19 protein-coding genes and 3 tRNA genes are annotated in these 25,602 nt (G+C 69.3%); 12 read left to right on the forward strand and 10 right to left on the reverse strand.

The window, feature by feature from the left end; translation table 11 throughout:
- Positions 1–156 precede the first annotated feature (156 nt).
- Positions 157–4,674: an ExeM/NucH family extracellular endonuclease gene (locus tag ACTIMO_RS14845; RefSeq protein ID WP_448182884.1), complete on the forward strand. Its 4,518-nt coding sequence runs from the start codon at positions 157–159 to the stop codon at positions 4,672–4,674.
- 142 nt (positions 4,675–4,816) lie between these two features.
- Here ACTIMO_RS14845 and ACTIMO_RS14850 read toward each other — a convergent pair whose 3' ends face one another.
- Positions 4,817–6,832, reverse strand: a complete 2,016-nt coding sequence (locus ACTIMO_RS14850; protein ID WP_448182885.1) for an FAD/NAD(P)-binding protein — start codon at positions 6,830–6,832, stop codon at positions 4,817–4,819.
- A 90-nt stretch (positions 6,833–6,922) separates the two neighbouring features.
- On the opposite strand from ACTIMO_RS14850, the gene ACTIMO_RS14855 reads away from it, so the two are divergent.
- Together ACTIMO_RS14855 and ACTIMO_RS14860 are read left to right on the forward strand one after the other, a co-directional pair.
- A complete protein-coding gene (locus ACTIMO_RS14855) occupies positions 6,923–9,019 on the forward strand; it encodes a prolyl oligopeptidase family serine peptidase (protein WP_448182886.1) in 2,097 nt (698 codons plus the stop codon).
- Positions 9,020–9,139: 120 nt separating this feature from the next.
- Positions 9,140–9,227: transfer RNA gene (locus ACTIMO_RS14860), tRNA-Ser, on the forward strand.
- Between the two features lie 46 nt (positions 9,228–9,273).
- On the opposite strand, the gene ACTIMO_RS14865 is transcribed toward ACTIMO_RS14860, so the two are convergent.
- Complete coding sequence (locus tag ACTIMO_RS14865) at positions 9,274–11,388, reverse strand: RecQ family ATP-dependent DNA helicase (RefSeq protein ID WP_448182887.1); 2,115 nt, start codon at positions 11,386–11,388, stop codon at positions 9,274–9,276.
- Positions 11,389–11,455: 67 nt separating this feature from the next.
- Here ACTIMO_RS14865 and ACTIMO_RS14870 point away from each other — a divergent pair, with 67 nt between their 5' ends.
- Positions 11,456–12,889 carry a phosphomannomutase/phosphoglucomutase gene (locus ACTIMO_RS14870; RefSeq protein ID WP_448182888.1) on the forward strand — a complete coding sequence of 478 codons (1,434 nt, stop codon included), beginning with the start codon at positions 11,456–11,458 and terminating at the stop codon, positions 12,887–12,889.
- A 102-nt stretch (positions 12,890–12,991) separates the two neighbouring features.
- On the opposite strand, the gene ACTIMO_RS14875 is transcribed toward ACTIMO_RS14870, so the two are convergent.
- Positions 12,992–14,869, reverse strand: a complete 1,878-nt coding sequence (locus tag ACTIMO_RS14875) for a phosphoenolpyruvate carboxykinase (GTP) (RefSeq protein ID WP_448182889.1) — start codon at positions 14,867–14,869, stop codon at positions 12,992–12,994.
- A 291-nt stretch (positions 14,870–15,160) separates the two neighbouring features.
- Between ACTIMO_RS14875 and ACTIMO_RS14880 the strand changes: the two genes are divergently transcribed.
- Together ACTIMO_RS14880 and ACTIMO_RS14885 are read left to right on the forward strand one after the other, a co-directional pair.
- A tRNA-Arg gene (locus tag ACTIMO_RS14880) sits at positions 15,161–15,236 on the forward strand.
- 91 nt (positions 15,237–15,327) lie between these two features.
- Positions 15,328–16,746 carry a dihydrolipoyl dehydrogenase family protein gene (locus tag ACTIMO_RS14885; RefSeq protein ID WP_422391183.1) on the forward strand — a complete coding sequence of 473 codons (1,419 nt, stop codon included), beginning with the start codon at positions 15,328–15,330 and terminating at the stop codon, positions 16,744–16,746.
- Positions 16,747–16,755: 9 nt separating this feature from the next.
- On the opposite strand, the gene ACTIMO_RS14890 is transcribed toward ACTIMO_RS14885, so the two are convergent.
- The 4 genes from ACTIMO_RS14890 to upp all read right to left on the reverse strand — a co-directional run bounded on the left by ACTIMO_RS14890 (position 16,756) and on the right by upp (position 20,681).
- A complete protein-coding gene (locus ACTIMO_RS14890) occupies positions 16,756–17,292 on the reverse strand; it encodes a SixA phosphatase family protein (RefSeq protein WP_422391182.1) in 537 nt (178 codons plus the stop codon).
- Positions 17,293–17,329: 37 nt separating this feature from the next.
- Positions 17,330–18,136: a winged helix-turn-helix domain-containing protein gene (locus ACTIMO_RS14895; RefSeq protein ID WP_448182890.1), complete on the reverse strand. Its 807-nt coding sequence runs from the start codon at positions 18,134–18,136 to the stop codon at positions 17,330–17,332.
- Positions 18,137–18,596: 460 nt separating this feature from the next.
- On the reverse strand, positions 18,597–19,934 hold the full coding sequence (locus ACTIMO_RS14900; protein ID WP_448182891.1) for an APC family permease: 1,338 nt from the start codon (positions 19,932–19,934) through the stop codon (positions 18,597–18,599).
- A 111-nt stretch (positions 19,935–20,045) separates the two neighbouring features.
- Positions 20,046–20,681 (reverse strand): uracil phosphoribosyltransferase, encoded by a 636-nt coding sequence (gene upp / locus ACTIMO_RS14905; protein ID WP_422391180.1) that lies wholly within the window; start codon positions 20,679–20,681, stop codon positions 20,046–20,048.
- Positions 20,682–20,704: 23 nt separating this feature from the next.
- On the opposite strand from upp, the gene tadA reads away from it, so the two are divergent.
- From tadA to ACTIMO_RS14920, 3 genes are all read left to right on the forward strand, one after another.
- Complete coding sequence (gene tadA, locus ACTIMO_RS14910) at positions 20,705–21,202, forward strand: tRNA adenosine(34) deaminase TadA (RefSeq protein WP_448182892.1); 498 nt, start codon at positions 20,705–20,707, stop codon at positions 21,200–21,202.
- A 39-nt stretch (positions 21,203–21,241) separates the two neighbouring features.
- The gene (locus ACTIMO_RS14915) at positions 21,242–21,730 is read left to right on the forward strand and encodes a pyridoxamine 5'-phosphate oxidase family protein (protein WP_448182893.1); all 489 of its coding nucleotides are present in this window, start codon (positions 21,242–21,244) and stop codon (positions 21,728–21,730) included.
- Positions 21,731–21,787: 57 nt separating this feature from the next.
- Positions 21,788–21,877 (forward strand) — tRNA-Ser (locus tag ACTIMO_RS14920).
- Between the two features lie 105 nt (positions 21,878–21,982).
- Here the strand turns inward: ACTIMO_RS14920 and ACTIMO_RS14925 are convergent.
- Complete coding sequence (locus ACTIMO_RS14925) at positions 21,983–22,558, reverse strand: dihydrofolate reductase family protein (RefSeq protein WP_448182894.1); 576 nt, start codon at positions 22,556–22,558, stop codon at positions 21,983–21,985.
- Positions 22,559–22,631: 73 nt separating this feature from the next.
- Here ACTIMO_RS14925 and ACTIMO_RS14930 point away from each other — a divergent pair, with 73 nt between their 5' ends.
- On the forward strand, positions 22,632–22,850 hold the full coding sequence (locus ACTIMO_RS14930; RefSeq protein WP_448182895.1) for a hypothetical protein: 219 nt from the start codon (positions 22,632–22,634) through the stop codon (positions 22,848–22,850).
- 144 nt (positions 22,851–22,994) lie between these two features.
- On the opposite strand, the gene ACTIMO_RS14935 is transcribed toward ACTIMO_RS14930, so the two are convergent.
- The gene (locus tag ACTIMO_RS14935; protein ID WP_448182896.1) at positions 22,995–23,846 is read right to left on the reverse strand and encodes a class I SAM-dependent methyltransferase; all 852 of its coding nucleotides are present in this window, start codon (positions 23,844–23,846) and stop codon (positions 22,995–22,997) included.
- Between the two features lie 109 nt (positions 23,847–23,955).
- Complete coding sequence (locus ACTIMO_RS14940; protein ID WP_448182897.1) at positions 23,956–24,723, reverse strand: type 1 glutamine amidotransferase domain-containing protein; 768 nt, start codon at positions 24,721–24,723, stop codon at positions 23,956–23,958.
- A 149-nt stretch (positions 24,724–24,872) separates the two neighbouring features.
- Between ACTIMO_RS14940 and ACTIMO_RS14945 the strand changes: the two genes are divergently transcribed.
- Both ACTIMO_RS14945 and ACTIMO_RS14950 read left to right on the forward strand, forming a co-directional pair.
- Positions 24,873–25,328 (forward strand): 23S rRNA (pseudouridine(1915)-N(3))-methyltransferase RlmH, encoded by a 456-nt coding sequence (locus ACTIMO_RS14945; protein WP_448182898.1) that lies wholly within the window; start codon positions 24,873–24,875, stop codon positions 25,326–25,328.
- Positions 25,329–25,405: 77 nt separating this feature from the next.
- On the forward strand, positions 25,406–25,588 hold the full coding sequence (locus ACTIMO_RS14950; protein ID WP_448182899.1) for a hypothetical protein: 183 nt from the start codon (positions 25,406–25,408) through the stop codon (positions 25,586–25,588).
- Positions 25,589–25,602: the final 14 nt, after the last annotated feature.

Genomic DNA, 25,602 nt, shown 5'->3' on the forward strand with positions numbered 1-25,602 from the left:
TAACCCATTGTTAACGATGTTCTGGTTGGCTACTCCCGGGGATAGGAATGTCACCTGCGTCACATATGGTGCACATGCCAACGCGCCCACCCCTCCAGCGGGTCGGCGGGCTTCACTCGCGGCCGTCACGGCCATCGTCAAGGAGAGTACGAACGAATGGGTAATTCGTCATGGAAGGGAGCGCTCGGTGCGGCGCTGTCGGTAGGGCTCATGGCCTCGCCGATGATCGCACTGCCGGCGAGCGCGGTGGAGACACCGCCGGCCACCGCGTCCGTCACAGGAGACGGCGTCATCATCAACGAGGCCTATGTCTCGGGCGGGTCCGCCGGGACGCCGTTCACCAACAAGTTCGTGGAGCTCTACAACCCGACCGACGCGCCGGTGAGCCTCGACGGCTGGTCGCTGCAGTACCGCGGAGCGACGTCCACCGCCGCACCTACGGCCACCGCACTCCGGGGCACCATCCCGGCGAAGGGCTACTTCCTGGTCCAGGGAGGCAGCAACGGCACGGCCGGAGCAGCACTCCCGACTCCCGACCTCACCGCCCCCGGCCTCAACGTCGGAGCGCCCGGTGGCGTGATCGTCCTGTCGAACCAGGCCGCCACCGTCGGCGCCCTGCCGTCCGGCAGCATCGTCGGAACGCCCGGCGTCGTCGACGCGCTCGGCTACGGCAGCGCGAACGCCTTCGAGGGTTCGGTCGCCACCACGCCCGGTTCCGGCAGCACCAGGTCCACCGCCCGCACCGCGTTCTCCGACACGGATGTCAACGGCGCCGACTTCAGCCTCCAGGAGGCCACGCCCACCAGCAGCGCCGCCACCCCGGGCGGCCCGACCCCCACACCGACACCCACGCCGACGCCGACCCCGACGCCGGGCGTCGTCACGCCCATCCGCGACATCCAGGGAACGGGCAGCGCGACGCCGCTCTCCGGCCGGACCGTCACCACACGCGGCAAGGTCACCGCGGCGTACCCCACGGGCGGATTCGCTGGGTTCTACCTCCAGACCGCGGGAAGCTCGGCGACAGCCGACCAGACCGCCTCGGACGCCGTCTTCGTCTACTCCCCCGCGACGGTCGCCTCCGTCGCCGTGGGTGACTACGTGGAGGTCACCGGGACCGCCGGTGAATTCGCGGGCCTGACGCAGATCACCGTCGCGGCCGGCGGCACCACCGAGCTCACCGAAGCGGCCGAGGAGCCCAAGGCCTCCGCCATCGCACTGCCTGCCACCGAGACTGCGCGTGAGGCAGTCGAGGGCATGCTCCTCCAGCCCGCTGACACCTTCACCGTCGCCGACAACTACACGCTCAACCAGTACGGCGAGGTCACCCTCGCCGCCGGTACGGAGCGCCTCCTCCAGCCGACCGATGTCGCCCGCCCCGGTACGCCCGAGAACGCGGCGGTCATCGCCGACAACGCGGCGCGCGGCATCCGGCTCGACGACGGCGCGTCGACGAACTTCTTCGCGCAGGCGAACCGCGGCAAGGTGCTCCCGTACCTCACCACCGCGCAGTCCGTCCGCGTGGGCTCCACCGCGCAGTTCACCTCGCCGGTGGTCCTCGACTACCGCAACAGTGCCTGGAAGTTCCAGCCTCTCGCCGAGCTCGACGGCGCCAACCCCGGTGGCGTCCAGCCCGTGCAGTTCACGGGCGAGCGCCCGGCGGCACCGGCCGAGGTCGGTGGAGACGTGAAGATCGCGTCCTTCAACGTCCTCAACTACTTCCCGACCACCGGTGACGACCTCGCCGGCTGCACCTTCTTCACCGACCGCGCCGGCAACCCGATCACCATCAATGGTGGCTGCGACGCCCGTGGCGCGGCGGACAAGGAGAACTTCGAGCGCCAGGAGGCGAAGATCGTCGCGGCGATCACCGCCCTCGACGCCGACGTCGTGACTTTCATGGAGATCGAGAACTCCGCCAAGTTCGGCAAGGACCGCGACGCCGCGCTGGCCACCCTCGTGGAGGCACTGAACGAGAAGGCGCCGGGCACGTGGGACTACGTCCGCTCCCCTGCGGCCGTCCCGGCCCTCGCGGACGAGGACGTCATCCGCACCGCCCTCATCTACAAGAAGGCCGTCGCGGAGCCGGTCGGCGAATCCGTCATCCTCGACGACGACGTCGCGTTCTCGAATGCGCGGAAGCCGCTCGCCCAGGCCTTCAAGCCTGTCGGCGGCTCCGACGCCGAGACGTTCGTCGCGATCGTCAACCACTTCAAGTCGAAGGGCTCCGGACCCAGTTCTGGTGCGGACGCCGACACCGGCGACGGCCAGGGCGCCTGGAACGCGGCTCGCGTCGCCCAGGCACGCGCCCTCGTGGCCTTCGCGGACTCGGTGAAGGCCGCGGCGAAGACCGACCGCGTGTTCCTCACGGGCGACTTCAACTCGTACACGCAGGAGGACCCCATGCAGGTCCTCTACGAGGCGGGCTACGTCAACCAGGGCGAGAAGGACGGGAACTACTCCTACGTCTTCTCCGGCCTGAGCGGCTCCCTCGACCACATCCTGGCCTCTCCCGCGGTCGATGCCACGGTCTCCGGCGTGGACACCTGGAACATCAACTCGGTGGAGTCCGTCGCGCTGGAGTACAGCCGGTTCAACAACAACGTCACCGACTACTACGTGGCGGATCCGTACCGCGCCAGCGACCACGATCCCGTGATCGTCGGATTCGACCTCGCCGCCGCGGACACGACCACGGATGTCAACCTCCTCAACATCAACGACTTCCACGGCCGCATCGATGCCAACACGGTGCGGTTCGCGGGCACTGTCGAGAAGCTCCGCGCCGAGTTCGGCGAGGACGGCACCGCGTTCCTGTCCGCAGGTGACAACATCGGCGCTTCCCTCTTCGCCTCGTCCCTGCAGGACGACGAGCCCACCCTCGACGTCCTGGACGCCCTGGGCCTGGAGGCCTCGGCCGTGGGCAACCACGAGTTCGACAAGGGCTTCGACGACCTCACCGGTCGCGTCAGCGACTCTGCGGGCTTCCCCTACCTCGGCGCGAACGTCTACACCAAGGGCACCACCGATCCCGCGCTCGATGAATACACGATCATCGACGTCGACGGCATCGATGTCGCCGTGATCGGCGTCGTCACCGAGGAGACGGCGACGCTGGTCAGCCCGGGCGGCATCGAGAACGTCGACTTCGGCGATCCCGTGGCGGCCGTGAACCGCGTCGCTGCGCAGATCGAGGAGCAGGATCTCGCAGACGTCATCGTCGCCGAGTACCACGAGGGCGCCGGTAACGGTGTCGTCGAGGGTGCGACCATCGAGGAGGAGATCGCCGCGGGAGGCACCTTCGCCCGCATCGTGAACGAGACCACGCCCCTCGTGGACGCGATCTTCACCGGCCACACCCACAAGCAGTACGCGTGGGACGCTCCGGTCCCCGGTGCAACCGGCACGACCCGCCCCATCCTGCAGACCGGTTCCTACGGCGAATTCATCGGCCAGATCACCCTGACGGTGGACACCGCCACGGGAGACGTGCAGTCCTACACCGCCCGGAACGTCGCGCGCACCACGGACACCGACGCCACCCTCGTCAGTACCTTCCCGAGGGTCGCCGAGGTCAAGACCATCGTCGACGCGGCGCTCGCGCAGGCGGCGATCATCGGCAACCAGCCGGTCGGCTCGGTCACCCAGGACATCACGACGGCGTTCACGGGCACGACGCGTGACGATCGCGCCTCCGAGTCCACGCTGGGCAACCTGGTGGCCGACTCGCTCCGAGCGAGCCTCTCACCCGCCGAACGCGGCGGAGCGCAGATCGGCGTCGTCAACCCCGGCGGACTCCGCAATGAGCTCTACTTCGCACCGGACGGGGTCGTGACCTTCGCAGAGGCCAATGCGGTCCTGCCCTTCGTCAACGACCTCTGGACCACCACGCTCACGGGCGCGGAGTTCAAGGCCGTCCTCGAGCAGCAGTGGCAGCCGGAAGGTAGTTCACGCTCCTTCCTGGCGCTCGGCCTCTCGGACAACGTGAGCGTGACCTACGATCCGGCTCTTGCACGCGGCTCGCGGATCACCTCGGTCCTCGTCGACGGACAGCCGCTCGACCCGGCGAAGGACTACCGCATCGGTACCTTCAGCTTCCTCGCACAGGGCGGCGACAACTTCACCGCCTTCCGCGAGGGAGCCGACACGCGTGAGTCGGGCCTGGTGGACCGCGATGCCTGGATCGACTACATCCGTGCCAACAGTCCGCTGTCGCCGTCGTTCGATCGCCGCAGCGTCCAGGTCCAGGGAGCTCCGACCACGGTGAAGGCCGGCGCAGCCGTCTCCTTCGCCGTCTCGAAGCTGGACCTCACCTCGCTGGGCAGCCCGATCAACACCACCCTCGCTGCGAGCTACGTTGCAGCGGACGGGACGAGCACCGAGCTCGGCACCTTCCCCGTCACCGGGGGGAGCGCCACGGTCGAGCTGACCATCCCGGCGGCGGCCGGCGGCCAGGGCCGCATCATCCTGACCGCAGCACCGAGCGGAACGACCGTCACCCTGCCGGTGACGGTGGAAGCTGTCGCCGAGCCCGAGGTCCCCGTCAAGCCGGGCAAGCCCGAGAAGCCCGTCAAGCCGGAGAAGCCGGTCAAGCCCGGTAAGCCCGAGAAGCCGGAAAAGCCCGTCAAGCCGGGCAAGCCGATCAAGCCCGAGAAGCCGGGCAAGCCTGCCTGACACGCTCCACCACGACTCCGGTCGTCCTGAAGGACGAGAGGGACCTCCACCGCCACGGTGGGGGTCCCTCTCCTGTGTCACGGGAAGCACTGAACCAGGGTCCGGCCCGTCGCAGCCCCGCTGACCAGGCGCTGGGCTCAGCTCAGGAGGAGGTGGATGCCGCGCTCGAGGTATGGACTGCCGCGCCAGTGGAAGCAGCAGTGGAAGCAGAAGTGGCAGCAGCAGTGATGGCACCGGCGATCGCATCAGCGTCCAGGAGCGTCCTGGCTCCCGCTCCGAGCGGGGCTCCGGCCTCGGCCGCGATGGCCGTGCCCCACTGGACCGATGCCAGCTGCAGCCCGATCACGAACAGGGATTCCTGCTCCCGTCCCGTGTTGTCCACGGCGCGGTACGGCGGTGCGGTGACGTCGAGTCCGGCGGAGGTCACCGGGACGCCGTCCTCCGCCATGAAGGTGCGTGGACGCACCGTCCCTTTCGCCAGCAGGTCCCGCATCAGCGGGGAGAGACTCGTGGACACGCGGTTCGCCGGCATCATCGCCTCGACGAGGTAGCGGGCGGTGAACGCCTCCCCCCTCACCCAGGGCGAGGCCGCACGGAACAGTCCTTCGTCCGGGTCGAAGCCGAAAGCCGGGTTCGGCCCGACGAAGCGGACGATCCCCGCACGCACCAGCGCCGCAAGCTGTGCGATCCGCAGCGGCGGCGGCCCGCTCGCCAGCCCCTCCACGAGGGGCTCGAACCAGCCGCACAACTCCGCGTTCCACGACGCACCGGAGATCCCGCCGTCGGCCACGGCCTCCTTGATCACCGACCGGCCCGCGTTCATCGCGCCGATCGCCATCTTGAGGGGATCGTCCTCGCCCCTGGCCGAGCCCGCAGCATCCTCGTCGAGATACACCAGGACCGCCGCGGAGAATTCCTCGCCGTCGTCGAACCGACGTCCCGCGAAGGGATGCGCGAGGCTCTCGACGTCGATGCGTCGGTCCGCCGGAACGAGCGCGCCGATCGCCGCCGCGGCCGCGGCCTCCCACGCCGGGCCATCGAGATTCAGCGCCGCGTCGAGCTCGCCGAGCAGCACCTCGGGCGTACCCGTCAGGCAGTGCGGTTCCACCCGGCAGAGCGTAGAGTAGTACGCCCAGAGGGTGTCGCGATGCAGCAGGGGCCAGAGGTCGTGGTCGAAGCCAGGCTGGATCCCGGATCGGCGGAAGGCCAGGACGCGTTCCACGGTGCAGAACCTCAGCCTGACGCTCCGAGGGATGTAGGACTCGAGGGACGCCTTGGCCCGGTAGGGCACACCCCGGCGGGACGCGGCCACGAGGCGTGGCTCCTTCCCGGACGGCGTGTACTCGAGCCGGCCGTCCCCGGCGCTCGAGAAGCGGCCGCCCCTCCCCTCCGTCATCTGGATCATGGCGTCGAAGAAGTTGAGCCCCAGGCCCCGGATCAGGACGGTCTTGCCGGCGGGCAGCCGGTTCCACGCCACGTCGGCCGGTACGGCGGGCGGCCAGTACTGGAGACCGTGCCTGGCTGCCGCGTCCTGGAGCTTCTCCTGCTCGGGTGTCAGGGTCGCCGGGAGATGCCCGACGGCGAGCACTACGTCGTCGACCCGGAGGACCTGGCCGTCGTCGAGCCCGATGTCCCACCCCTGCCCGGCTGCACGGTCTGCACGGTCTGCACGGTCGAGACTGACCGCCTCCTTGCGGTGATGGACGATCGAGACCCCGGAAGGGGCGAGGCGCACCACCTCGCCGAACACCCAGGCGAGGTACCGGCCGTAGAGGGCCCGGCTGGGGAAGCCACTGGAGGTGAGCGTCGTGCACTCCGTGCGATCGTCGACGGTCAGGCCACTGATCAGTCCATCCACGGCACGCCTGCGCCACGCATCGAAGGACAGTGCGACGGGTGGCGCCGCCATCCGGTCCGCGGCGTCGCCGACGGGCACCACGGTCGGGTACAGGCAGGGGGTGTTCATGAGGAACAGCCGGGACTGGTCCGTGCGCCAGATGTGGCCGGGCCCCGGATCATGGGGCTCGACGACATGGATGACGAGGTCCGGAGCAGCATCACCGCGATGCCGGTGACCCGCGACGAGCCGCTCCACCACCGACGTGCCGCGGGGCCCGCCGCCGATGACGGCTACCTGCCGCGCCTCCCTGTTGTCCACGCGTCAAGAGTATCCAACGCGTCCGGCCGACCCCGCCGTACCCGCCGCCCGCGACGGCACCCCCTCCGGAGGCCTGCATAGGATGGGCGCATGACGCAGCCCACGGAGTCGTCCGCGACCACAGAGACCACCGATGACCCGTTCCTCTGGCTCGAGGACATCTACGGGGAGAGGCCGCTGGCCTGGGTGCGCGGCGAGAACGCAGTGACCGAGCAGGCCCTCGTGACGCCGGGCTTCGAGGACAGCGAGCAGCGCATCCTCGAGGTCCTCGACTCCACCGACCGGATCCCGATGGCCGGGAAGCACGGCGACTTCTACTACAACTTCTGGCGGGACGCCGAACACCGCCAGGGCGTCTGGCGCCGCACCACCTGGGAGAGCTACACCGCGGCGGACCCGGACTGGGACGTCCTCCTCGACGTCGACGCCCTGAGCGCGGCTGAAGGGACGGAATGGGTGTGGTCGGGCGCCCTGTTCCTCCGTCCCGAGGAGGGCAGGCCACACCGGAGGGTCCTCGTGGTCGTCTCACCCGACGGTGGGGACGCGGCCCGCTACCGTGAATTCGACCTCGGCACCCGCTCCTTCGTCGACGGCGGCTTCGACGTCCCGACGGCGAAGAGCCGCATCAGCTGGGCCGGACCGGATGCCCTCTACGTCGGCACGGACTTCGGCCCCGGCTCCATGACCTCCAGTTCCTACCCGCGCACGGTGCGGATCCTCACCCGCGGGGAGGACCTCGCGAGGGCCGAGCCGTACTTCGAGGTGGACGAGGACCACATGGTGGCCATGGTGCTGCACGATCCGACCCCGGGCTTCGAGCGGGACCTCGCCGTGGACACCCTCGACTTCTACACCCGGCGCAGCTACCTCCGGGAGGACGGGGCCTGGCGGCTGATCGAGGTGCCGGAGGACGCCTCCATCTCGCTGCACCGCGAGTGGCTGGTGGTCCGCCCGCGCTCCGACTGGGCGGTCGAGGGCACCACGTTCGGGGCGGGCGCCCTGCTCGTCATCGGGTTGCGAACCTTCCTCGACGGCGACCGCTCCTTCGAGGTGGTCTTCGAACCGGATTCCGCCACCTCCCTCCAGTCCTGGAGCTGGACCCGCAACCACCTGCTGCTCAACCTCCTGCACGACGTCTCGTCGGAGATCCGCATCCTCGACCCGTCGGACGGCTGGAAGGCGGAGCTGCTCGATGCCTGTCCGCCGCTCCACTCCGTGGACGCCTATGCCGTCGACGACGAGGACGATCTCGCGGGTGACGACTACTGGCTCATCGCGACCGGGTTCCTGACGCCGTCGACCCTGTACCGGGGCACGATCGGAGGAGGGCACTCGGTGGTGAAGGCGTCGCCGTCCTCCTTCGACGAGGACCTCTTCACGGTCGAGCAGCATTTCGCGATCTCGAGCGACGGCACGCGCGTGCCCTACTTCCAGATCGCCGCACATGGCCTCCAGCTCGACGGCGGCAATCCCACGCTGCTGTCCGGGTACGGGGGATTCGAGCACTCCCTGACCCCCGCCTACAGCGGCGTCATCGGGCGGGGCTGGCTCGAGCGGACGACGCCCGAGGGACGACACGGTGTCTACGTGCTGGCGAACATCCGCGGCGGTGGTGAATACGGGCCGCAGTGGCACCACGCCGCCCTCCACGCCGACCGTCATCGGGCCTATGAGGACTTCGCGGCCATCGCGGCCGACCTCGTGGAGCGCGGGGTGACCCGGCCCGCCCTCCTGGGCTGCACCGGCCGGAGCAACGGGGGGCTGCTGGTCGGCAACATGCTCACCACGTATCCCGAGCTGTTCGGTGCCATCTCCTGCGGCGTCCCGCTGCTGGACATGCGGCGCTACTCGAAGCTCTCCGCGGGCTACTCGTGGATCGCCGAGTACGGCGATCCGGACAAGCCCGAGGAGTGGGAGTACGTGCGGACCTTCTCGCCGTACCACCTCCTGCGTGACGACGTCGAGTACCCGAAGACGCTCATCTGGACGGCGACGAGCGATGACCGCGTCGGCCCGGTGCAGGCGCGCAAGATGGCCGCGAGGATGAAGGAGATGGGAATCGGGGACGTCTGGTTCCACGAAGCCCTCGAGGGCGGTCACGCCGGCGCCGCCGACAACCGCCAGGCGGCCCGGATGCACGCCCTGAGCTTCGAGTTCCTGTGGCGAGCGCTGACGGGCTCCCTCTGAGGGGATCGCCAGGACGGGATCGCTTCGAGCGGCCCTCGAGGGCCGCAGCCGACGCCCGACCGGCGGTTTTGCTCTTGCCGACCCCTTCTGGGTAATCTTGGGAGGCTAGAGATAGCCGATGGAGACGTGCCAGAGCGGCCGAATGGGCTTCACTGCTAATGAAGTGTGGGCCTAAAGCCTACCGGGGGTTCAAATCCCCCCGTCTCCGCTGAAAAGCCCCCGTGTGAACGGGGGCTTTTTCGCTGTCCGGCTGTCTACGCCTTCAGGGCGAGGGCGAACGGCAGCACGCCGTCGGCGCCGGCCGCGCGAAGTGCCCGGCCGGCCTCGGTGATGGTCCAGCGGCTGTCGGCGAAGTCATCGACGAGCAGCACCGGGCCGGGATTCGCCGCGAACCACGCCGCACCCTCCTCGGGAACGGCGAAGTGGTCCCATACCTGGGCGAGGCGGAAGGCGCTGTTGCCACCCGGCTGTCCCTGCGGGAAACCGTGGGGCGTGCTCAGCTGCCCGAGGTAGGGGATGCGGCCCACCCCGGCGAGTGCCGTCGCCAGGGAGCCGATGAGCTGGGGACGCCGACGCGACGGGACGCTCACGACGGCGACGGGCCGCTCGGCCCAGCCCCACTGCGCCAGCACCCGCACGACGGCCTCGACGACGGCGGGATCCAGCGGTGCGTCCGGCGTGGAGTCCGCCATGAGTTCCCGCAGCCTGTTGCCCCAGCCGAGATCCGTCAGTCGCGCCAGGGCCCGCCCGGGGAGGCTCGTCTCCCCGGGCTTGAGCTTCCCCTTGAGCGTCACACCGAGCTTGTCCATGCCGCTCGGCCACTGCCCTCTGGGCTCCAGCTCGACGCCCACGCGGCTGAGGGCCTGGTTCGCGGAGTCCGACGCCTCATGGGCCACCTCGTCCGAGTACCAGGGCCCGGCGCAGTTGTCACAGCGACCGCAGGCCGTGGCCGCCGGATCGTCCAGCGACCTCGACAGGAACTCCATGCGGCACCCGCTGGTGTTCTCGTAGTCGAGCATGGCCCGCTGCTCCACGATGCGCGCCTCGCTGATGCGCCGGTACCGGTCGGCATCGTACGTCCACGGCGTGCCGGTGCTCTCCCATCCGCCCGTGACCTTGCGGACGGCGCCGTCGACGTCGAGCACCTTGAGCAGGAGTTCGAGGGGCGAGCGCTTCAGGTTCACGCGGGTCTCGAGCGCCGGCGTGGACAGGACGACGCCGGGCTCCAGCGCGTCGAGCACCCGGACGGCCGCGTCCTCGGACGGCATGGAAGCGGTGGCGAAGTACTCCCAGATGTCGCGGTCCTCGGCACCCGGCAGCAGGAGGACGTCGGCGTTGGGTGTCCCGCGGCCGGCGCGGCCCACCTGCTGGTAGTAGGCGACAGGCGACGATGGCGCGCCGAGGTGCACCACGAAGCCGAGATCCGGCTTGTCGAATCCCATGCCGAGCGCGCTCGTGGCGACGAGAGCCTTGACCTCGTTGTTCTTCAGTGCAGCCTCGGCCGCCTCCCGGTCGGCGGGGTCGGTGCGTCCGGTATAGGCCCGGACCGCGTGGCCGTTCTCCCGCAGGAGCCGGGCGGTGTCCTCGGCGGCGGACACGGTGAGCGCGTAGATGATGCCGCTGCCCGGCAGGTCGGACAGGTGGGTGAGGAGCCACGCGAGGCGCGAGCGCGGGCTCGGCAATCGGAGGACGCCGAGCCGGAGGGACTTCCGTGCGAGCTCGCCGCGCAGGGTGAAGACGTCGGTACCGCCGGCACCGAGCTGCTCCTCGACGTCCTCCACCACCCGGGAGTTGGCCGTGGCGGTGGTCGCGAGGACGGGGACGCCCTGCGGTAGTCCCATGATGAGGTCGCGGAGCCTGCGGTAGTCGGGGCGGAAGTCATGCCCCCAGTCGGAGATGCAGTGGGCCTCGTCGATCACGAGCAGACCCGTCCGCCGCATCAGTTCGGGGAGGTACAGCTCCCGGAACGACGGGTTGTTCAGGCGCTCGGGCGAGACCAGCAGGACATCCACCTCGTCCGCCTGGAGCTTCGCCGTGATGTCCTGCCACTCGGTCTGGTTCGCCGAGTTGATGGCGACGGCACGCACACCGGCGCGTGCTGCAGCGGCCACCTGGTCCCGCATCAGTGCGAGCAGGGGCGAGACGATGAGCGTCGGGCCGGCCCCCCGCGAGCGCAGCAGCAGGCTCGCCACGAAGTACACCGCGGACTTGCCCCATCCGGTCCGTTGCACCACGAGCGCGCGCCTGCCACTCTCGACGAGCGCCTCGATGGCCTCGAACTGTCCGTCGTGGAACCGTGCCTCGGGTGAGCCCACGAGGGTGTGCAGGATGGCGGTGGCTTGCTCGTTCAGGGTGGTGGTGGGCGACATGCCCCCAGTATCCCAGCCACCTCCCCCACTCGCGCCGCGCTCCTCCGCCCTGTGAGCAACGGACGTCATGACACCACCCGATACACTTCCAAGCGTGATCAAACTCCTCGACCTCTCTGCATCCTTCAAGGCCTATGACGTGCGCGGGATCGTCGGCGAGACCATCACCGTCGACTCCGTCCGGGCCGTCGGAGCAGCCTTCGTGGATTCCCTGGACCTCGCGGGCGAGACCATCCTGGTCGGAGGGGACATGCGCCCGTCGTCGCCCGAATTCTCGAAGGCCTTCTCCGAGGGAGCCACCCGCCGCGGCGCGAACGTCCTCTTCCTCGACCTCATCTCCACCGACGAGCTCTACTACGCGAGCGGAACGCTCGACGCCGCCGGCGTGACCTTCACGGCCAGCCACAACCCGGCCGAGTACAACGGCATGAAGATGACGCGCCCCGGCGCGGTCCCGGTGTCTTCCGAGACCGGCCTCGCCGACGTGCAGGAGCGCGCGGAGCGCTACCTCGCCGATGGCAGCATCCCGGCGGTGGAGGTCCAGGGCGGAACCAGCGTCCGTGACGTCCTCGAGGAGTACTCGCGCTTCCTGCGCGGCCAGGTGGACCTCTCGTCGTCGCGCCCGCTCAAGATCGTGGTCGACGCCGGCAACGGCATGGCCGGCCTGACCACTCCCGCGGTGCTCGGCGACCGCCTGCTGCCGGCCCTGCCCTTCGAGATCGTGCCCCTGTACTTCGAGCTCGACGGTTCGTTCCCCAACCACCCCGCCAACCCGCTGGAGCCGGAGAACCTGCGTGACCTTCAGGCCGCCGTCGTGGAGCACGGCGCGGACATCGGGATCGCGTTCGACGGCGACGCCGACCGCTGCTTCATCATCGACGAGCAGGGCCAACCGGTCTCGCCGAGCGCCATCACCGCGATGGTCGCCCGCCGCGAGATCGCCCGCGCGCAGGCGGCCGGCGAGGCCGAGCCGGTGATCATCCACAACCTCATCACCTCCCGTGCGGTCCCGGAACTGATCAGGAACGACGGCGGCCGCCCCGTCCGCACCCGTGTGGGCCACTCGTTCATCAAGGCGGTCATGGCGAAGGAGGGCGCGGTGTTCGGAGGCGAGCACTCGGCGCACTACTACTTCCGCGACTTCTGGAATGCGGACACGGGCATGCTGGCGGCCATGCACGTCCTGGCCGCGCTCGGCGAGCAGGACGGCCCGCTGTCGGAGCTCGGCCGCGAGTACGAGCCCTACTTCTCCTCCGGCGAGGTCAACTCGAAGGTCGCCGACCTCCAGGCGTCCATCGGGCGCGCCCGCACCGAGTTCGAGCAGGACGGCGTGGTGGTGGACGACCTCGACGGCCTCACCTTTACGCCCGACCACGGGGACTGGTGGTTCAACCTCCGGCCCTCGAACACCGAACCGTATCTCCGCCTGAACGCCGAGGCCGTCGACCCGCAGACCCTCGAGGACCTGGTGCAGCGCGTCCTCGCCGTGATCCGCGACTAGCGGAGCCGCCACCGGACGTCCAACCGGCATCACCGGCACCACCGGCACCACCGACGACGAAAGGCCCCCTCCATCGGAAGGGGCCTTTCGTGCGAGCAACCGTCAGGCGTTGCTGAAACGCTGCTTGAGCTCGTCGAGCTGACCCCTGAGCTCGGCGGGTAGGGACTCCCCGAAGCGGTCGTACCACTGCCCGATCCCCTCGAGTTCCTCGGCCCATTCGACGGCGTCCACGTGCACGGCCGCCTCGACCTCGGCAGGCGTCATGTCGAGCCCGCTCACGTCCAGGGCCTCACCCGTGGGGACGTACCCGATGGGCGTCTCGACGGCGTCCGCCGTGCCCTCGAGCCGCTCGACGACCCACTTGAGGACGCGGGAGTTGTCGCCGAAGCCCGGCCAGGCGAAACCGCCGGACGCCGTCCGGCGGAACCAGTTCACGAGGAAGATCTTCGGCAGGCGGGCCTGGTCCGCGCCGGCGCTGAGGGTGAGCCAGTGGCGCAGGTAGTCGCCGGCGTCGTACCCGATGAAGGGAAGCATCGCCATCGGGTCACGCCGCACGCGCCCGATCTCGCCGGCGGCCGCGGCCGTCGTCTCGGACGAGAGCGTGGAGCCCATGAAGATCCCGTTGGCCCAGCTGCGGGACTGGGTGACGAGGGGGACGGTCGTCTTCCGGCGTCCGCCGAAGAGGATCGCGGAGAGCTCGACGCCGTCGGGCCTGTTGAACTCCTCGGCGAGCATGTCGATCTGGTCGATAGGCGTGCAGAACCGGGCGTTCGGGTGCGCGGCGGGATGGTCCATCCCGGCGGTCCAGTCACGGCCCTGCCAGTCGGTGAGGTGCGCGGGCACCTCCTCCGTCATTCCCTCCCACCAGACACCGCCGTCGTCGGTGAGGGCCACGTTGGTGAACACCGAGTTGCCCTTGGCGATGGCACGCATCGCGTTCGGGTTCGTGTGCCAGCCCGTGCCGGGTGCGACGCCGAAGAGACCGGCCTCGGGATTGACCGCCCGCAGCTCGCCCTCCTTGCCGAAGCGCATCCAGGTGATGTCGTCGCCGAGGGTCTCGACCTTCCAGCCGTCGATCGTGGGATCGAGCAGGGCGAGGTTGGTCTTGCCGCAGGCCGACGGGAAGGCAGCCGAGAGGTAGTAGGTCTTGTCCTGCGGCGAGGTGAGCTTGAGGATCAGCATGTGCTCGGCGAGCCAGCCCTCGTCCCGCGCCATGACGGATGCTATCCGCAGGGCGTAGCACTTCTTGCCGAGCAGGGCGTTGCCGCCGTATCCGGAGCCGTAGGACCAGATGGAGCGTTCCTCGGGGAAGTGCACGATCCACTTCTCCTCGTTGCACGGCCAGGGCACGTCGGCCTGGCCGGGTTCGAGCGGGGCCCCGAGCGAGTGCAGCGCGGGCACGAAGGGCGCGTCCAGCTCCGTCATGCGATCCAGGACGGCGCTCCCGATGGTGGCCATGATGCGCATCGAGGTGACCACATAGGCGCTGTCGGTGATCTCGACCCCGAACTTCGGGTCCTCGGCGTCGAGGTGTCCCATGACGAACGGGATGACGTACATGGTGCGCCCGCGCATCGACCCGGTGAACAGGCCGGTGAGCTTGGCCTTCATCTCACCGGGATCCATCCAGTTGTTCGTGAACCCGGCTTCCCGCTCGTCCGTGGAGCAGATGAAGGTCTGCTCCTCCACGCGCGCAACATCCTTCGGGTCCGAGAACGCGGCGAAGGAGTTGGGAAAGGTCTCGGGGTTCAGCCGGACGAAGGTCCCTGCGTCGACGAGCTCGTCGGTCAGCCGCGTGTTCTCCGCCTCGGAGCCGTCGACCCAGACCACGTCGGCGGGCTGCGTGAGCTCGCGGACCTCCTCGACCCAGGCAAGGAGGCCCGGGTGCGTGGTCGGTGCTGCTCCTGGCGCGGACGCGCGCCGGGCGCCGTCCTCGGTGGTCGTGGTGCCGGGTGCGGACTGCCGTACGGGATCGCCCATGGATCTTCCCTTCGTCGGGTGCTCGATGTGTACCGATGCTAGGGGCGCCGTGTTTCCGTTCCGGGGCGGATGCGCGAAACATCGGGAGTACGCTGGGCTCGATCCGCGCAGCAGCAGTGATGTCGAGCGCTTACGTTCCAGGCTTCTGTGACGAAGGTCACGTAGACCGGTATAGTCGAAGACCAACGAGCGGGCTGATTAGGCGTCACGCACGATCCACGCTAAAGTTGTCTACGGCCAAACGGCCCGCTTGTAGGACGGATTCGCAGTGCGGATCGACGACTTACGGATGCGTGCGTAGCTCAACGGATAGAGCATCTGACTACGGATCAGAAGGTTGGGGGTTCGAATCCCTTCGCGCGCACCACGGTTCTGACGGACCATAGGAAGGCCCCGACTCAGGTCGGGGCCTTCTTCATGTGGTTGCCCACCTGCCGGGTCGGTGGAAGGCTCTGCCTATGAGCGAATCGAAGACCACGGATGTCATCATCATCGGCGCCGGCGCAGTGGGCGAGAACGTCGCGGGGCGGGTGGTGCAGAAGGGCCTGACCGCCGTGCTGGTCGAGTCCGATCTCGTGGGCGGCGAATGCTCCTACTGGGCCTGCATGCCCTCCAAGGCCCTCCTCCGCCCCGGTACGGTCCTGAGCGCGGCGCGCGCCGTCGCCGGTGCGCGCGAGGCCGTCACCGGCACCATCGACCCGCAGCAGGTCCTCGCCCGCCGCACGTCCTTCACCTCCCACTGGGACGACGCGTCGCAGGAGGAGTGGGTCGCCTCCGCCGGGATCACGCTCGAGCGCGGCTGGGCCACCGTCACCGGCGAACGCGAGGTGAGCATCAGCCACAAGGACGGGTCGGAGAGCCGGTACCGCGCCGCGCACGCCGTCGTGCTGGCCACGGGATCGACGCCGACCATCCCTCCCATCGACGGGCTCGCGGATCTCGACTACTGGACCACGCGTGAGGCGACGTCGGCCGAGACGGTCCCGGCGAGCCTCGCGGTCCTCGGCGGCGGTGTCGCGGGGGTCGAACTGGCCCAGGCCTATGCCCGTCTCGGGGCCGAGGTGACCGTGATCGCCCGGAGCGGCATCCTCGGCGCCTATCCCGCAGAGGCGTCCGGGCTCGTGCTCGCAGCCCTCCGCGGCGAGGGCATCACCGTTCATACCGACACTGCGACGAATGCCGTGCGGACGGTGGACGGGATGTTCGTGCTGGACGTCGGCGACGGCGACACCGTCACCGCCGAGCGCCTTCTCGTCTCCACCGGACGCCACCCCCATACCACCGGGCTGGGGCTCGAGGAACTCGGACTCGACCCGAAGAAGATCCGTGGCGACGCCACGGGCCTGGTGCCCGACGCCGGGGGCTGGCTCTACGCCGTCGGCGACGCCGGCGGGAGGGTGCAGCTGACGCACCAGGGCAAGTACGAGGCCCGGATGACCGGGGATGCGATCGCGGCCCGGGCCGCGGGCACGCTCGGCGCGACCGCCGAGGACTGGAGCCCCTACGCCGCGACTGCGGACGACGTCGCCGTCCCCCAGGTGGTCTTCACCGATCCCGAGATCGCGATGGTCGGCCGCACGCTCGAGCAGGCCCGCAAGGACGGGGTCAACGCGTCGGAGACCTCGCTGCCGATCGCCGTCGCCGGCTCCTCGCTGCACGGCGACGACTACACCGGCTGGGCGCAGATCGTGGTCGACGAGGACCGCAAGGTCCTGGTCGGGGTGACCTTCGCCGGCCCGGAGGTCTCGGAGCTGTTGCACTCGGCGACGATCGCCGTCGTGGGTGAAGTGCCCCTGCACCGCCTGTGGCACGCCGTCCCCGCCTACCCGACCGTGAGCGAGGTCTGGCTCCGGCTGCTCGAGAAGTACGGGATGTAGCGGCCGGGGCTACCGGAGGCTGGAGGCCCGCCGGACCACGAAGTCCGTCACGTCGGCGTCGCGCCCGTCGAGCTCGGCCCACTCGCCGTCGTACGTCAGCACGGTGAGGCCCGCCGTCGGGTAGTCCGTGGCCAGGTCCATCACGGCACGCTCGTCCGAGTTCACGGAGGCTAGGCGCATGGCGAGTTCCTGGACGCCCGGGTTGTGGGCGATCACGAGCAGACTGGTGACGGTCGGCGGCACGTGGTTGATGAGCGCGAGCATCTCGGACGGGCGGGCCGCGTACAGCTCGTCCTCGAGCTTCGGTGTCGGAGCCTTGTCCCTCAGCTCCTTGCAGATCCAGGTGCAGGTCTGCCGTGTCCGCAGCGCGGAGGAGACGAGGATGGAGTCCGGGACGGAATCGTGCTCGACCATCCACCGGCCGATCAGTGGCGCATCAGCGTGGCCGCGAGAGCTCAGGGAACGCTCGTGGTCGGACACGCCCTCCTGGAACTCTGCCTTCGCATGGCGCAGGAGCATGAGCTTCTTCAGGTGGTGGGAGGCCATTCCCGCAGTCTATGGCTTCCCGTGGCCCTGCAGCAGGCTAGATCGAGTACTCCGGAGCGGCCCAGACGACCACCTCGGGGTGGTCGTAGAAGCGGTAGCCCTGGCCCCGGACGGTGCGGACCGTGTTGGCGAGCCGGCCGAGCTTCGAGCGGAGGCGGCGGATGTGCACGTCGATGGTGCGTTCGTTGGGCACCTCGTCCGCATTCCGCCACAGGCCGCTGAGGAGCTCCTCGCGCCCCACGGTCCGGGTGGCGTTCTCGACGAGGTAGTTGAGGAGCTCGAACTCCTTGAAGGTGAGGTTCAGCGTCTCGCCGTCGAGGTGGACCTCACGGCGCGAGAGGTCGATGAGCACGCCGGTGGGCCGGGCGGGCTGCGGCTGGGACTGGGGCGCCGTCACCTCGGCCCGCGGTCGCCGGGCGACCGTGGGATCGCCGAGCGCCGCACGCACGACGTCGATGTCCGAGCCCGGAGCATCGGCGGGCGCCAGCGCCACGGCCGCGTGGCTCTCCGCCGTCGGGACCAGGGAGCGGACGTAGGCCCGGACGTCCTGCGCGAGCTTCGAGAACGTGGTCCCGGCCTCCGCCGCAGTGGCCTCGTCGAGCGCGACGTACAGCACGAAGCCGCGAGCGGTCGTGTCGCCCGTGACCGCCTGGGGGCCGGGGACGCCGTTGGGTGCGACGACGGGGATGGGGGCGCTCATCGGCTGCGTGTCGGCGCCGGGCACCGCCTGGAGCCGGTGCTGGCCTACGGCGTGCGGCTGGAAGGCCGGGGCGAACTGCTGCCGGAGCTGCCGACCCTGCGGCGAGCGGAGGGAGATGTGGACGTAGCCTGGGTTCACTGACATGGAAGCAACCTCGTGAAGTGTGCCGTCATCGCGGCTCGAATGCGGGATGTGCCCGGTCGGGATGAAGAATGATGCCCGCCGTTGGGCTTGACGTGCGTGGATCGGGTGTGATCGTTACGCGTGCATTCGATAACAGCGGAGTGCCGCCCGGGACATGGCGTCCGGGGAGGGAACTACGGCTGCTGATGCGTGTGAGGTGGTGGTCACGTGAAGAATTATTGCACGTAACAATCGCCTACGCGCAAGTAACAATGCCCCGGAGTCCAGCATGCGGTCAACCGGCCTTGTGGACGGGCAGCAAGGCCATCTCGTGTACGGGGCTCCGTGGCCCGCTTTCGTCCGCCGGCAGGAGCCGAACCGCTCCCTTTGTCCACACGCGGACGCCTGAGCGGCGTATTCGGGGGTCATCGCAGGACCCCGTCAGGACGGGCAGGACCTCATGGAGGGCACTCCCGTTCCGTCAGGCGGACACCCGCTCCTCGCGCTTCCGCCCTGCCCGCGCCAGCAGGAACAGGACCGAGCCCACGACGACGTAGGCCAGCGCCCCCAGCCACACGACGCCGGTCTGCTGCGCCAGGAGCACGACGCTCGCGATGATGGCGAGCATCGGCATGATGCGCGGGACCGAGAAGTGGGGATGGTCCACCGTGTCCTTCTTGAGGACCAGGACGCTCACATTGGCCGACAGGAACACCAGGAGCAGGAGGAGCACGGTGGTCTCCGCCAGGGTCGAGACGTTGCCGATGAGCGCCAGGACGATCGTCAGCCCGGCGACGACGACGATCGACACCCACGGGGTGCGGCGCTTCGGCAGGCAGCGCCCGAACGCCCGCGGCAGCAGGCCCGCCTCCGCCAGGCCGTAGCCGACCCGGCTCGCCATCACCATGAACAGCAGGGCTCCGTTCGCGATCGCCACCAGCGCGATGATGCCGAAGAGCCACGGCGGGACGGCCACGCCGCTGGCCGTCACGACGTCGAGCAGTGGGGCGGTGGACACCGCCAGCTCGGCCGGGGGCAGCACGATCACCGCGCCGACCGCGATCAGCAGATAGACGACGGCTGCCGTGCCGATCGCTCCGAACAGGGCGCGGGGGTAGGCCCTCGAGGGGTTCTTCACTTCCTCCGCCATGTTCGCAGCCGCCTCGAAGCCCAAGAAGGAGAAGAAGGCGATGACCGACGCCGCGAAGGCGCCCTGCAGCGCCGGTACCTCGGGCGCGAACTCCAGGAGCCTCGACGGTTCTCCGTTGCCGCTTCCGAACACCACGGCGGCGAGGACGATCACGAGGACGAGACCTGTCACCTCGATGACCGAGGCGATGAGATTCGCGGTGAGGGATTCCTTGACGCCACGGAGGTTGATCAGCGTGAGCAGGACGATGAACACCACCCCCGCCGGGGCCGCCGGCACATCGATGAGCGCGGCCAGGTAGTCGCCGGCGAAGGCGTTGGCCAGCGCGGCAGCCGTGGTGATACCGGACGCCATCATGAGGAAGCCGACCAGGAAGGACAGGTAGGGGATGTTGAAGGCACGCTCGGCGTATCGCGCTGCGCCCCCGGCGTGCGGGTACTTGGTGATGAGCTCGGCATACGTTCCGGCTGTCAGCAGGGCCACCACCAGCGCGATGAGCAGGGGAAGCCAGATCACCCCGCCCACGTCGGCTGCCATGCTGCCGACCAGCGTGTAGATCCCTGCGCCGAGGGTGTCACCGACGATGAAGGCGAAGAGCAGCGGCGCACCGATGGCCCGCTTGAGCGCGCCCTCCGTGCTGGGCTCGGACGTGCTGGTCCCGTTCGTCATCGCCCCATTGGACCGGCTCGCGGCGACGGGCGCAACCCTTCGACGTGAACCCTTCCGCGGGAGCAGTGTCCACCGCTGCGCGATGATCTGTGCAGCAGGGCGTCGTGGCAGTTAGCCGACAACGCCGTACAGGCGGTCGCCGGCATCGCCGAGGCCGGGGACGATGTAGGACTTCTCGTTGAGCTTCTCGTCGATGGACGCCAGAACGATGGTGACGTTGCGGCCGTCGAGCTCCTCCTGCAGCGTCGCGAGCCCCTCGGGGGCAGCGAGCAGGCAGATGCACGTGATGTCCGCGGCGCCGCGTGCGAACAGGAACTTGATCGCCTCGCGCAGGGTGCCGCCCGTGGCCAGCATCGGATCGAGGACGAAGACCTGGCGGCCCGTCAGATCGTCGGGAAGGCGTTCGGCGTAGGTGATGGCCTCGAGGGTCTCCTCGTTGCGAGCCATACCCAGGAACCCGACCTCGGCGGTCGGAACGAGGCGCGTCATGCCTTCGAGCATGCCGAGTCCGGCGCGGAGGATGGGGACCACCAGCGGCGTGGGCTTCACCAGGCCGGTTCCCTCGGTCTTCGTGACGGGGGTCTCGATGTGCACCGTCTCGACACGGACGTCACGCGTGGCCTCGTAGGCCAGGAGGGTGACGAGCTCCTCGGTGAGGAGGCGGAACACCGGCGACGACGTCTCCTTGTCCCGGAGGACCGTGAGTTTGTGGGCTACCAGGGGGTGGTCGACTACCAGTACGCGCATGGGTCAAAAGTACCATTGGAGCCATGCCCCACTCCCTCGCGCCCGCGGACGCCCGGCACCGGTCCTGGATGGGATCGGCCCTCGAGGCGGCCGAGCGCACGCGGCGCGGCGGGGACGTCCCGATCGGCGCCGTCGTTGTCGGACCCGACGGCTCCGTGCTCGGCACGGGCTGGAACCAGCGCGAGGAGCTCGGGGACCCGACGGCGCACGCCGAGGTGCAGGCCATCCGCGCCGCCGCTGCTGCGACGGGTGCCTGGCGGCTCGAGGGCTGCACCCTCGTGGTGACGCTGGAGCCGTGCGCCATGTGCGCCGGCGCGTCCGTCCTGGCGCGCATCCCCCGCGTGGTGTTCGGCGCCTGGGACGGGAAGGCCGGAGCATCGGGATCGGTGTTCGACGTGCTCCGCGAGCCCCGGCTCAACCACTGGACCGAGGTGTTCCCGGGCGTCCGCGAGGAGGAGTGCGCGCACTTGCTGAGGGAGTTCTTCGTCACTCGACGGAACGGTCCCGCGAATACTGCGTAGGCTGAGGAAATCCGCAGTATCCCTCTCGAAGGAGCAGACGTGGCAGATCAGCAGGACGGTTTGAAGGAAGTACAGGACATCCTCGGCAAGGCAGACATCGCGATCCTCACCACGGTGAACCTCGACGGCCAGCTCGTGAGCCGGCCGCTGGCTCTCCAGGCGAAGGACTTCGACGGCGACCTCTGGTTCTTCACGGAGGACCCTTCCCCCAAGGCGGACGAGATCCGCGCCAACCCGCAGGTGAACGTCTCGGCAAGCACGGGCAAGGGCTATGTCTCCATCGCCGGCACGGCGACGCTCACCAAGGACCAGGCGAAGATCGATGAACTCTGGGGGCCGTCGGTCTCCGCGTGGTTCGAGGACGGCCGTGACGATCCCTCCGTCGCCCTCATCCACGTCGACGCCCACACCGCCGAGTACTGGTCGATGGACGCACCCCGTGTGGTCTCGGCCGTCAAGATGGTCAAGGGACTCGTGACGGGAAGCAAGCCGAGCCCGGGTAAGAACGACGTCGTCGAACTCCCCTAGCCCCCCACCGATCCCGTTTTGGGACTCGGGCGCTGCACCCGGTAAAGTAGCGGCGTTGGTGACGTGTCCGAGCGGCCGAAGGTGCAACACTCGAAATGTTGTTTGGTGTAAAAGCCAACGTGGGTTCAAATCCCACCGTCACCGCCACCTGAGAAGGCCCCTACTCCCCCGCAATTGCAGGGAAGTAGGGGCCTTCTTGCTGCGCGGAACGGGACGAAGCAGCGCCGGATGCCCAGCGGGCACGCGCTCGCGTCAGTGGACGACGTCGTAAACGGCCTTCACCACGCCATTGGGGTAGGCCTCGGACTCGCGCAGATGCAGGTGCTGCCGGTCCCTGTCCCCCGTACTGAAGAGTCCCTTGCCTGCACCCAGCAGGACGGGGAACACCAGGAGGTTGTACCGGTCGATGAGATCGGCCTCGGCCAGAGCCCGCGCGAGCTCGGCGCTCCCGTGCACGAAGATCGCACCTCCGTCGCCCTGCTTGAGTGCGGCGACGTCCTCGACGGAGCGCAGGATCTCCGTCGGGCCCCACCCATCGACAAGTGCGTGCTCCTCCAGACCGGTCGAGACCACGTAATTGGGGAGGTCCTTGTACGCCGCGTGGTCCTCGGAGCCGACCCAGACCGGGGCGAACGCCTCATAGCTCCGGCGCCCGAACATGAGCGCCGTCGTCTCCTCCAACTCCTCACCCTTGAGGGCGAAGGCCTCGGGCAGGAACTCGGTACTGAGCACCCATCCGCCACCGCGGTGCCCCTCTTCGACACCGCCCGGTGAATCGACGACTCCGTCCAGCGACATGAATCCCGTCCATACCAGTTCCCGTGACATCGGATACCTCCATTGCGTTGTTCGATCGTCTACCCGTCCACGGTAGACGCGGCAGGCAGCAGGACCTCATTGGTTGCTCCTGATCATCGCGAAGGCCCTCCGGGACTACCCATGGCTCACGGAGCCAGGGAAGCACCTGTCCAAGAGCGTGGAGGTCACCCGGAACACGGTCGTCGAATCGCTGGCGGCCCTCTACAACCCGGCGCAGCTCGACGTCCTGGCGCGGGCAAGCGCCCTCGCCGGCGTCGCTCTCGCGGAGGAGCAGGTCACCGCCGGAAAGCAGACGTCCTGACATCGGTGACGGAAGCGCCCGCGAGCGGCACACCCGACACCCGGCCTCCGCCGTCCGGCACGGCCGGACCATCAACCCTCGCCGGGGGACCCGCGGAGCGGACGCCGCGGCTCGTTCGGCGAGTCCGCCCGGAGCGGACCGGACTCACAGCGCGGTGTCCTGGCCCGTCTTCGACAGGGTGAAGATGCCGTAGCGCATCGCACCCGTGCGGTAGGCCAGGATCAGGCGGGGAAGGCTCAGCATGAAGACGCGGTTGCGTCCGCGGGCGGCGAGGTGACGCGTCTCGCGGTCTACGAGCAGGGCCTTGAGGAACCGGCGGACGCAGATCGTCCAGGTGCGTGCGACCCTGCGGCTGACGTCCTCGTAGCCGATCACCGTGAAGCCGGCCGCCTCCGCCAGCGCCTCGTACTCCTCGCGCGTACCCATGGAGGGCAGGCGGCCCTCCCTGCAGATCGGCTCGAGGAGATGCCGCACCTTCCACCCGCCGGCGCCGGTCTCGGCCAGCCAGGCGCAGACGACGAAGCGGCCACCGGGAGCGAGCACGCGGTATGCCTCGCCGAAGAACCCGGCTTTGTCCTGCATGTGCTCGCTCGACTCGATGGCCCACGCGGCGTCGGCGGAGGCTCCGGCCAACCGGTTGGAGAGCCAGTCACCGAGCCGCACGTCGACGCCGTCCATGGGCCGCGATGCGGCATACTCCGCCTGCCCTGCCGAGAGCGTGAAGCCGGTCACCCGGACGCCGCGGGAGGCCGCGAGTTGCCGGGCCGTCGATCCGTAGCCGCAGCCGATGTCGACGCACTCCTCCCCGGGCCGGAGGTGCAGTCGATCGGCGACCGTCTCACTGAGCGCGTCGACGGCCTGGGCCGGTGACTCGCGACCCGTGGTCCAGAGCCCGTGGTGAACGTGCTCACCCCATACCCTGCGGTAGATCGGATCGAGCTCGTCGTAGTGATCCGCGACCGCCGCGGTGGTCTGGGAACTGGCTGGGATGATCACGCCGTCACGCTACCGCCCCGATCCGTACCACCGGAAGGGGCGGGCACGACGACGATCGACGCCCGGCCCGGCGCCCACCGGCTCGCGTCCCCGGCCAGGAGTGCCGGCGTCAGTCCCCGTCGCCGGCCGCGGCAGCCTTGATGGCGTCCTTCTCGGCGCGCAGGGTCTCCGTCTCATGCTGCTCCTCGGCCTTCTCCTGCCGGATGACCACCGCGAACAGCTTCTCCATCTCCTTGGCGACGCCCGCTGCCGACGCCGGGTTCTGGCCGGTCACCAGGCGGTCGTCGACCACGACCTTCTCCTCGAAGACATCCGCCGACACGTGGGTGGCGCCCTGCTCCTCGAGCCGGTCCGCCAGGAAGAAGGGGATGACCGTGTCCTTGCCCGCGGCGACCTCCTCGTCGTTGGTGAAGGCGGCCACCTTCCGGCCCTCGACGAGGCGGAACCCGTTGTCCAGCTCCACGTTCACCAGCCCGGCCGGCCCGTGGCAGACCGCTCCGACCAGGCCGCCTGCGTCGTGGACGCTCGCCACCAGCTTCTGGAGACCTTCGCTGTCCGGGAAGTCCCACATGGTCCCGTGCCCGCCCACGAGGTAGACGGCGTCGTACTGGGCGGGGTCGACGACGTCGACGCGGGCCGTGTTGTAGAGACCGGCACGCGTGGTCTCGTCCTCCGTGAAGGCGACCTGCACGGGATCCGAGGTGTCCACCTCGTCGCGCGGAGGCTGCCCGCCCTGGATCGATGCGAAATCGACGAAGTGCCCGGAGTCCGTGAAGACCTTCCAGGGATGGGCGGCCTCGGCCACGTTGTAGCCGGTCTTCTCCCCGGTGTCGCCGATCTCGGAAACGCTGGTCAGAACCATGAGGATCTTCTTCATGGGGTGCTCCTCTCGTCAGCCTCCCACCCTACGCCCGGCCCCGCCGCACGCCATCCGGCGCCGTCGTCGTCGTCGGCCTATGGCGCACCATCACGGCCGTCCGCGCACCCCGAGTCCTGCCGCCGGGGCGCCCGCGATAGCCTGAACGCATGGCAATACGGGTGCTCGCAGTGGGCCGCAAGCACGAGAGCTGGGTGTCCGAGGGGATCGAGCGGTACGCGAAGCGGCTGAAGAAGCCCTTCGATCTCTCCTGGCAGCTGATCTCCCACTCGGCGCGCGAGAACGACGCCGCCCGCAAGGAGGAGTCCGAGCGGCTGCTCGGCAGGCTCGGCTCGGACTTCGTGATCCTGCTCGACGAACGCGGTACGGCCGTCGACTCGCCCGCACTGTCCCGAACCCTCCTCGCACCGCTCGAGTCCTCCCGCGGTGTCACGATCATCATCGGCGGTGCCTACGGTGTCGACCGGCCGATGCACCAGCGGGCCGACTTCGTCTGGTCCCTCTCCCCGCTCGTCTTCCCGCACCAGCTCGTCCGGTTGATCCTCGCGGAGCAGGTGTACCGCGCGCAGGAAATCGCAGGCGGACGGTCCTACCACCACGAATGAAGGCCGGTCCGGTAACAATCGCACCACGCCCCGCCCGCGCCCTCGGCGGCTGCCGCACCCGGACGTAGGGTGAGGGAATGACTACTCTGCTGGGGAGCAAGCGTTGGATCGCGGCCGTGATGGCCGCCGGGGCACTGGCGGCGGTGACCGGCTGCACCGCCTCCGGATCCGACGGCGGGACGGCGGCGACGTCCGCCGGAACCGCAGGCGCGTCCGCCATCCCCTCGGCCGCCCCGACCCTGCATCTTATACACATATGACGCTGCCGACGAAT

The organism is Arthrobacter sp. CP30 (genome assembly GCF_053470025.1).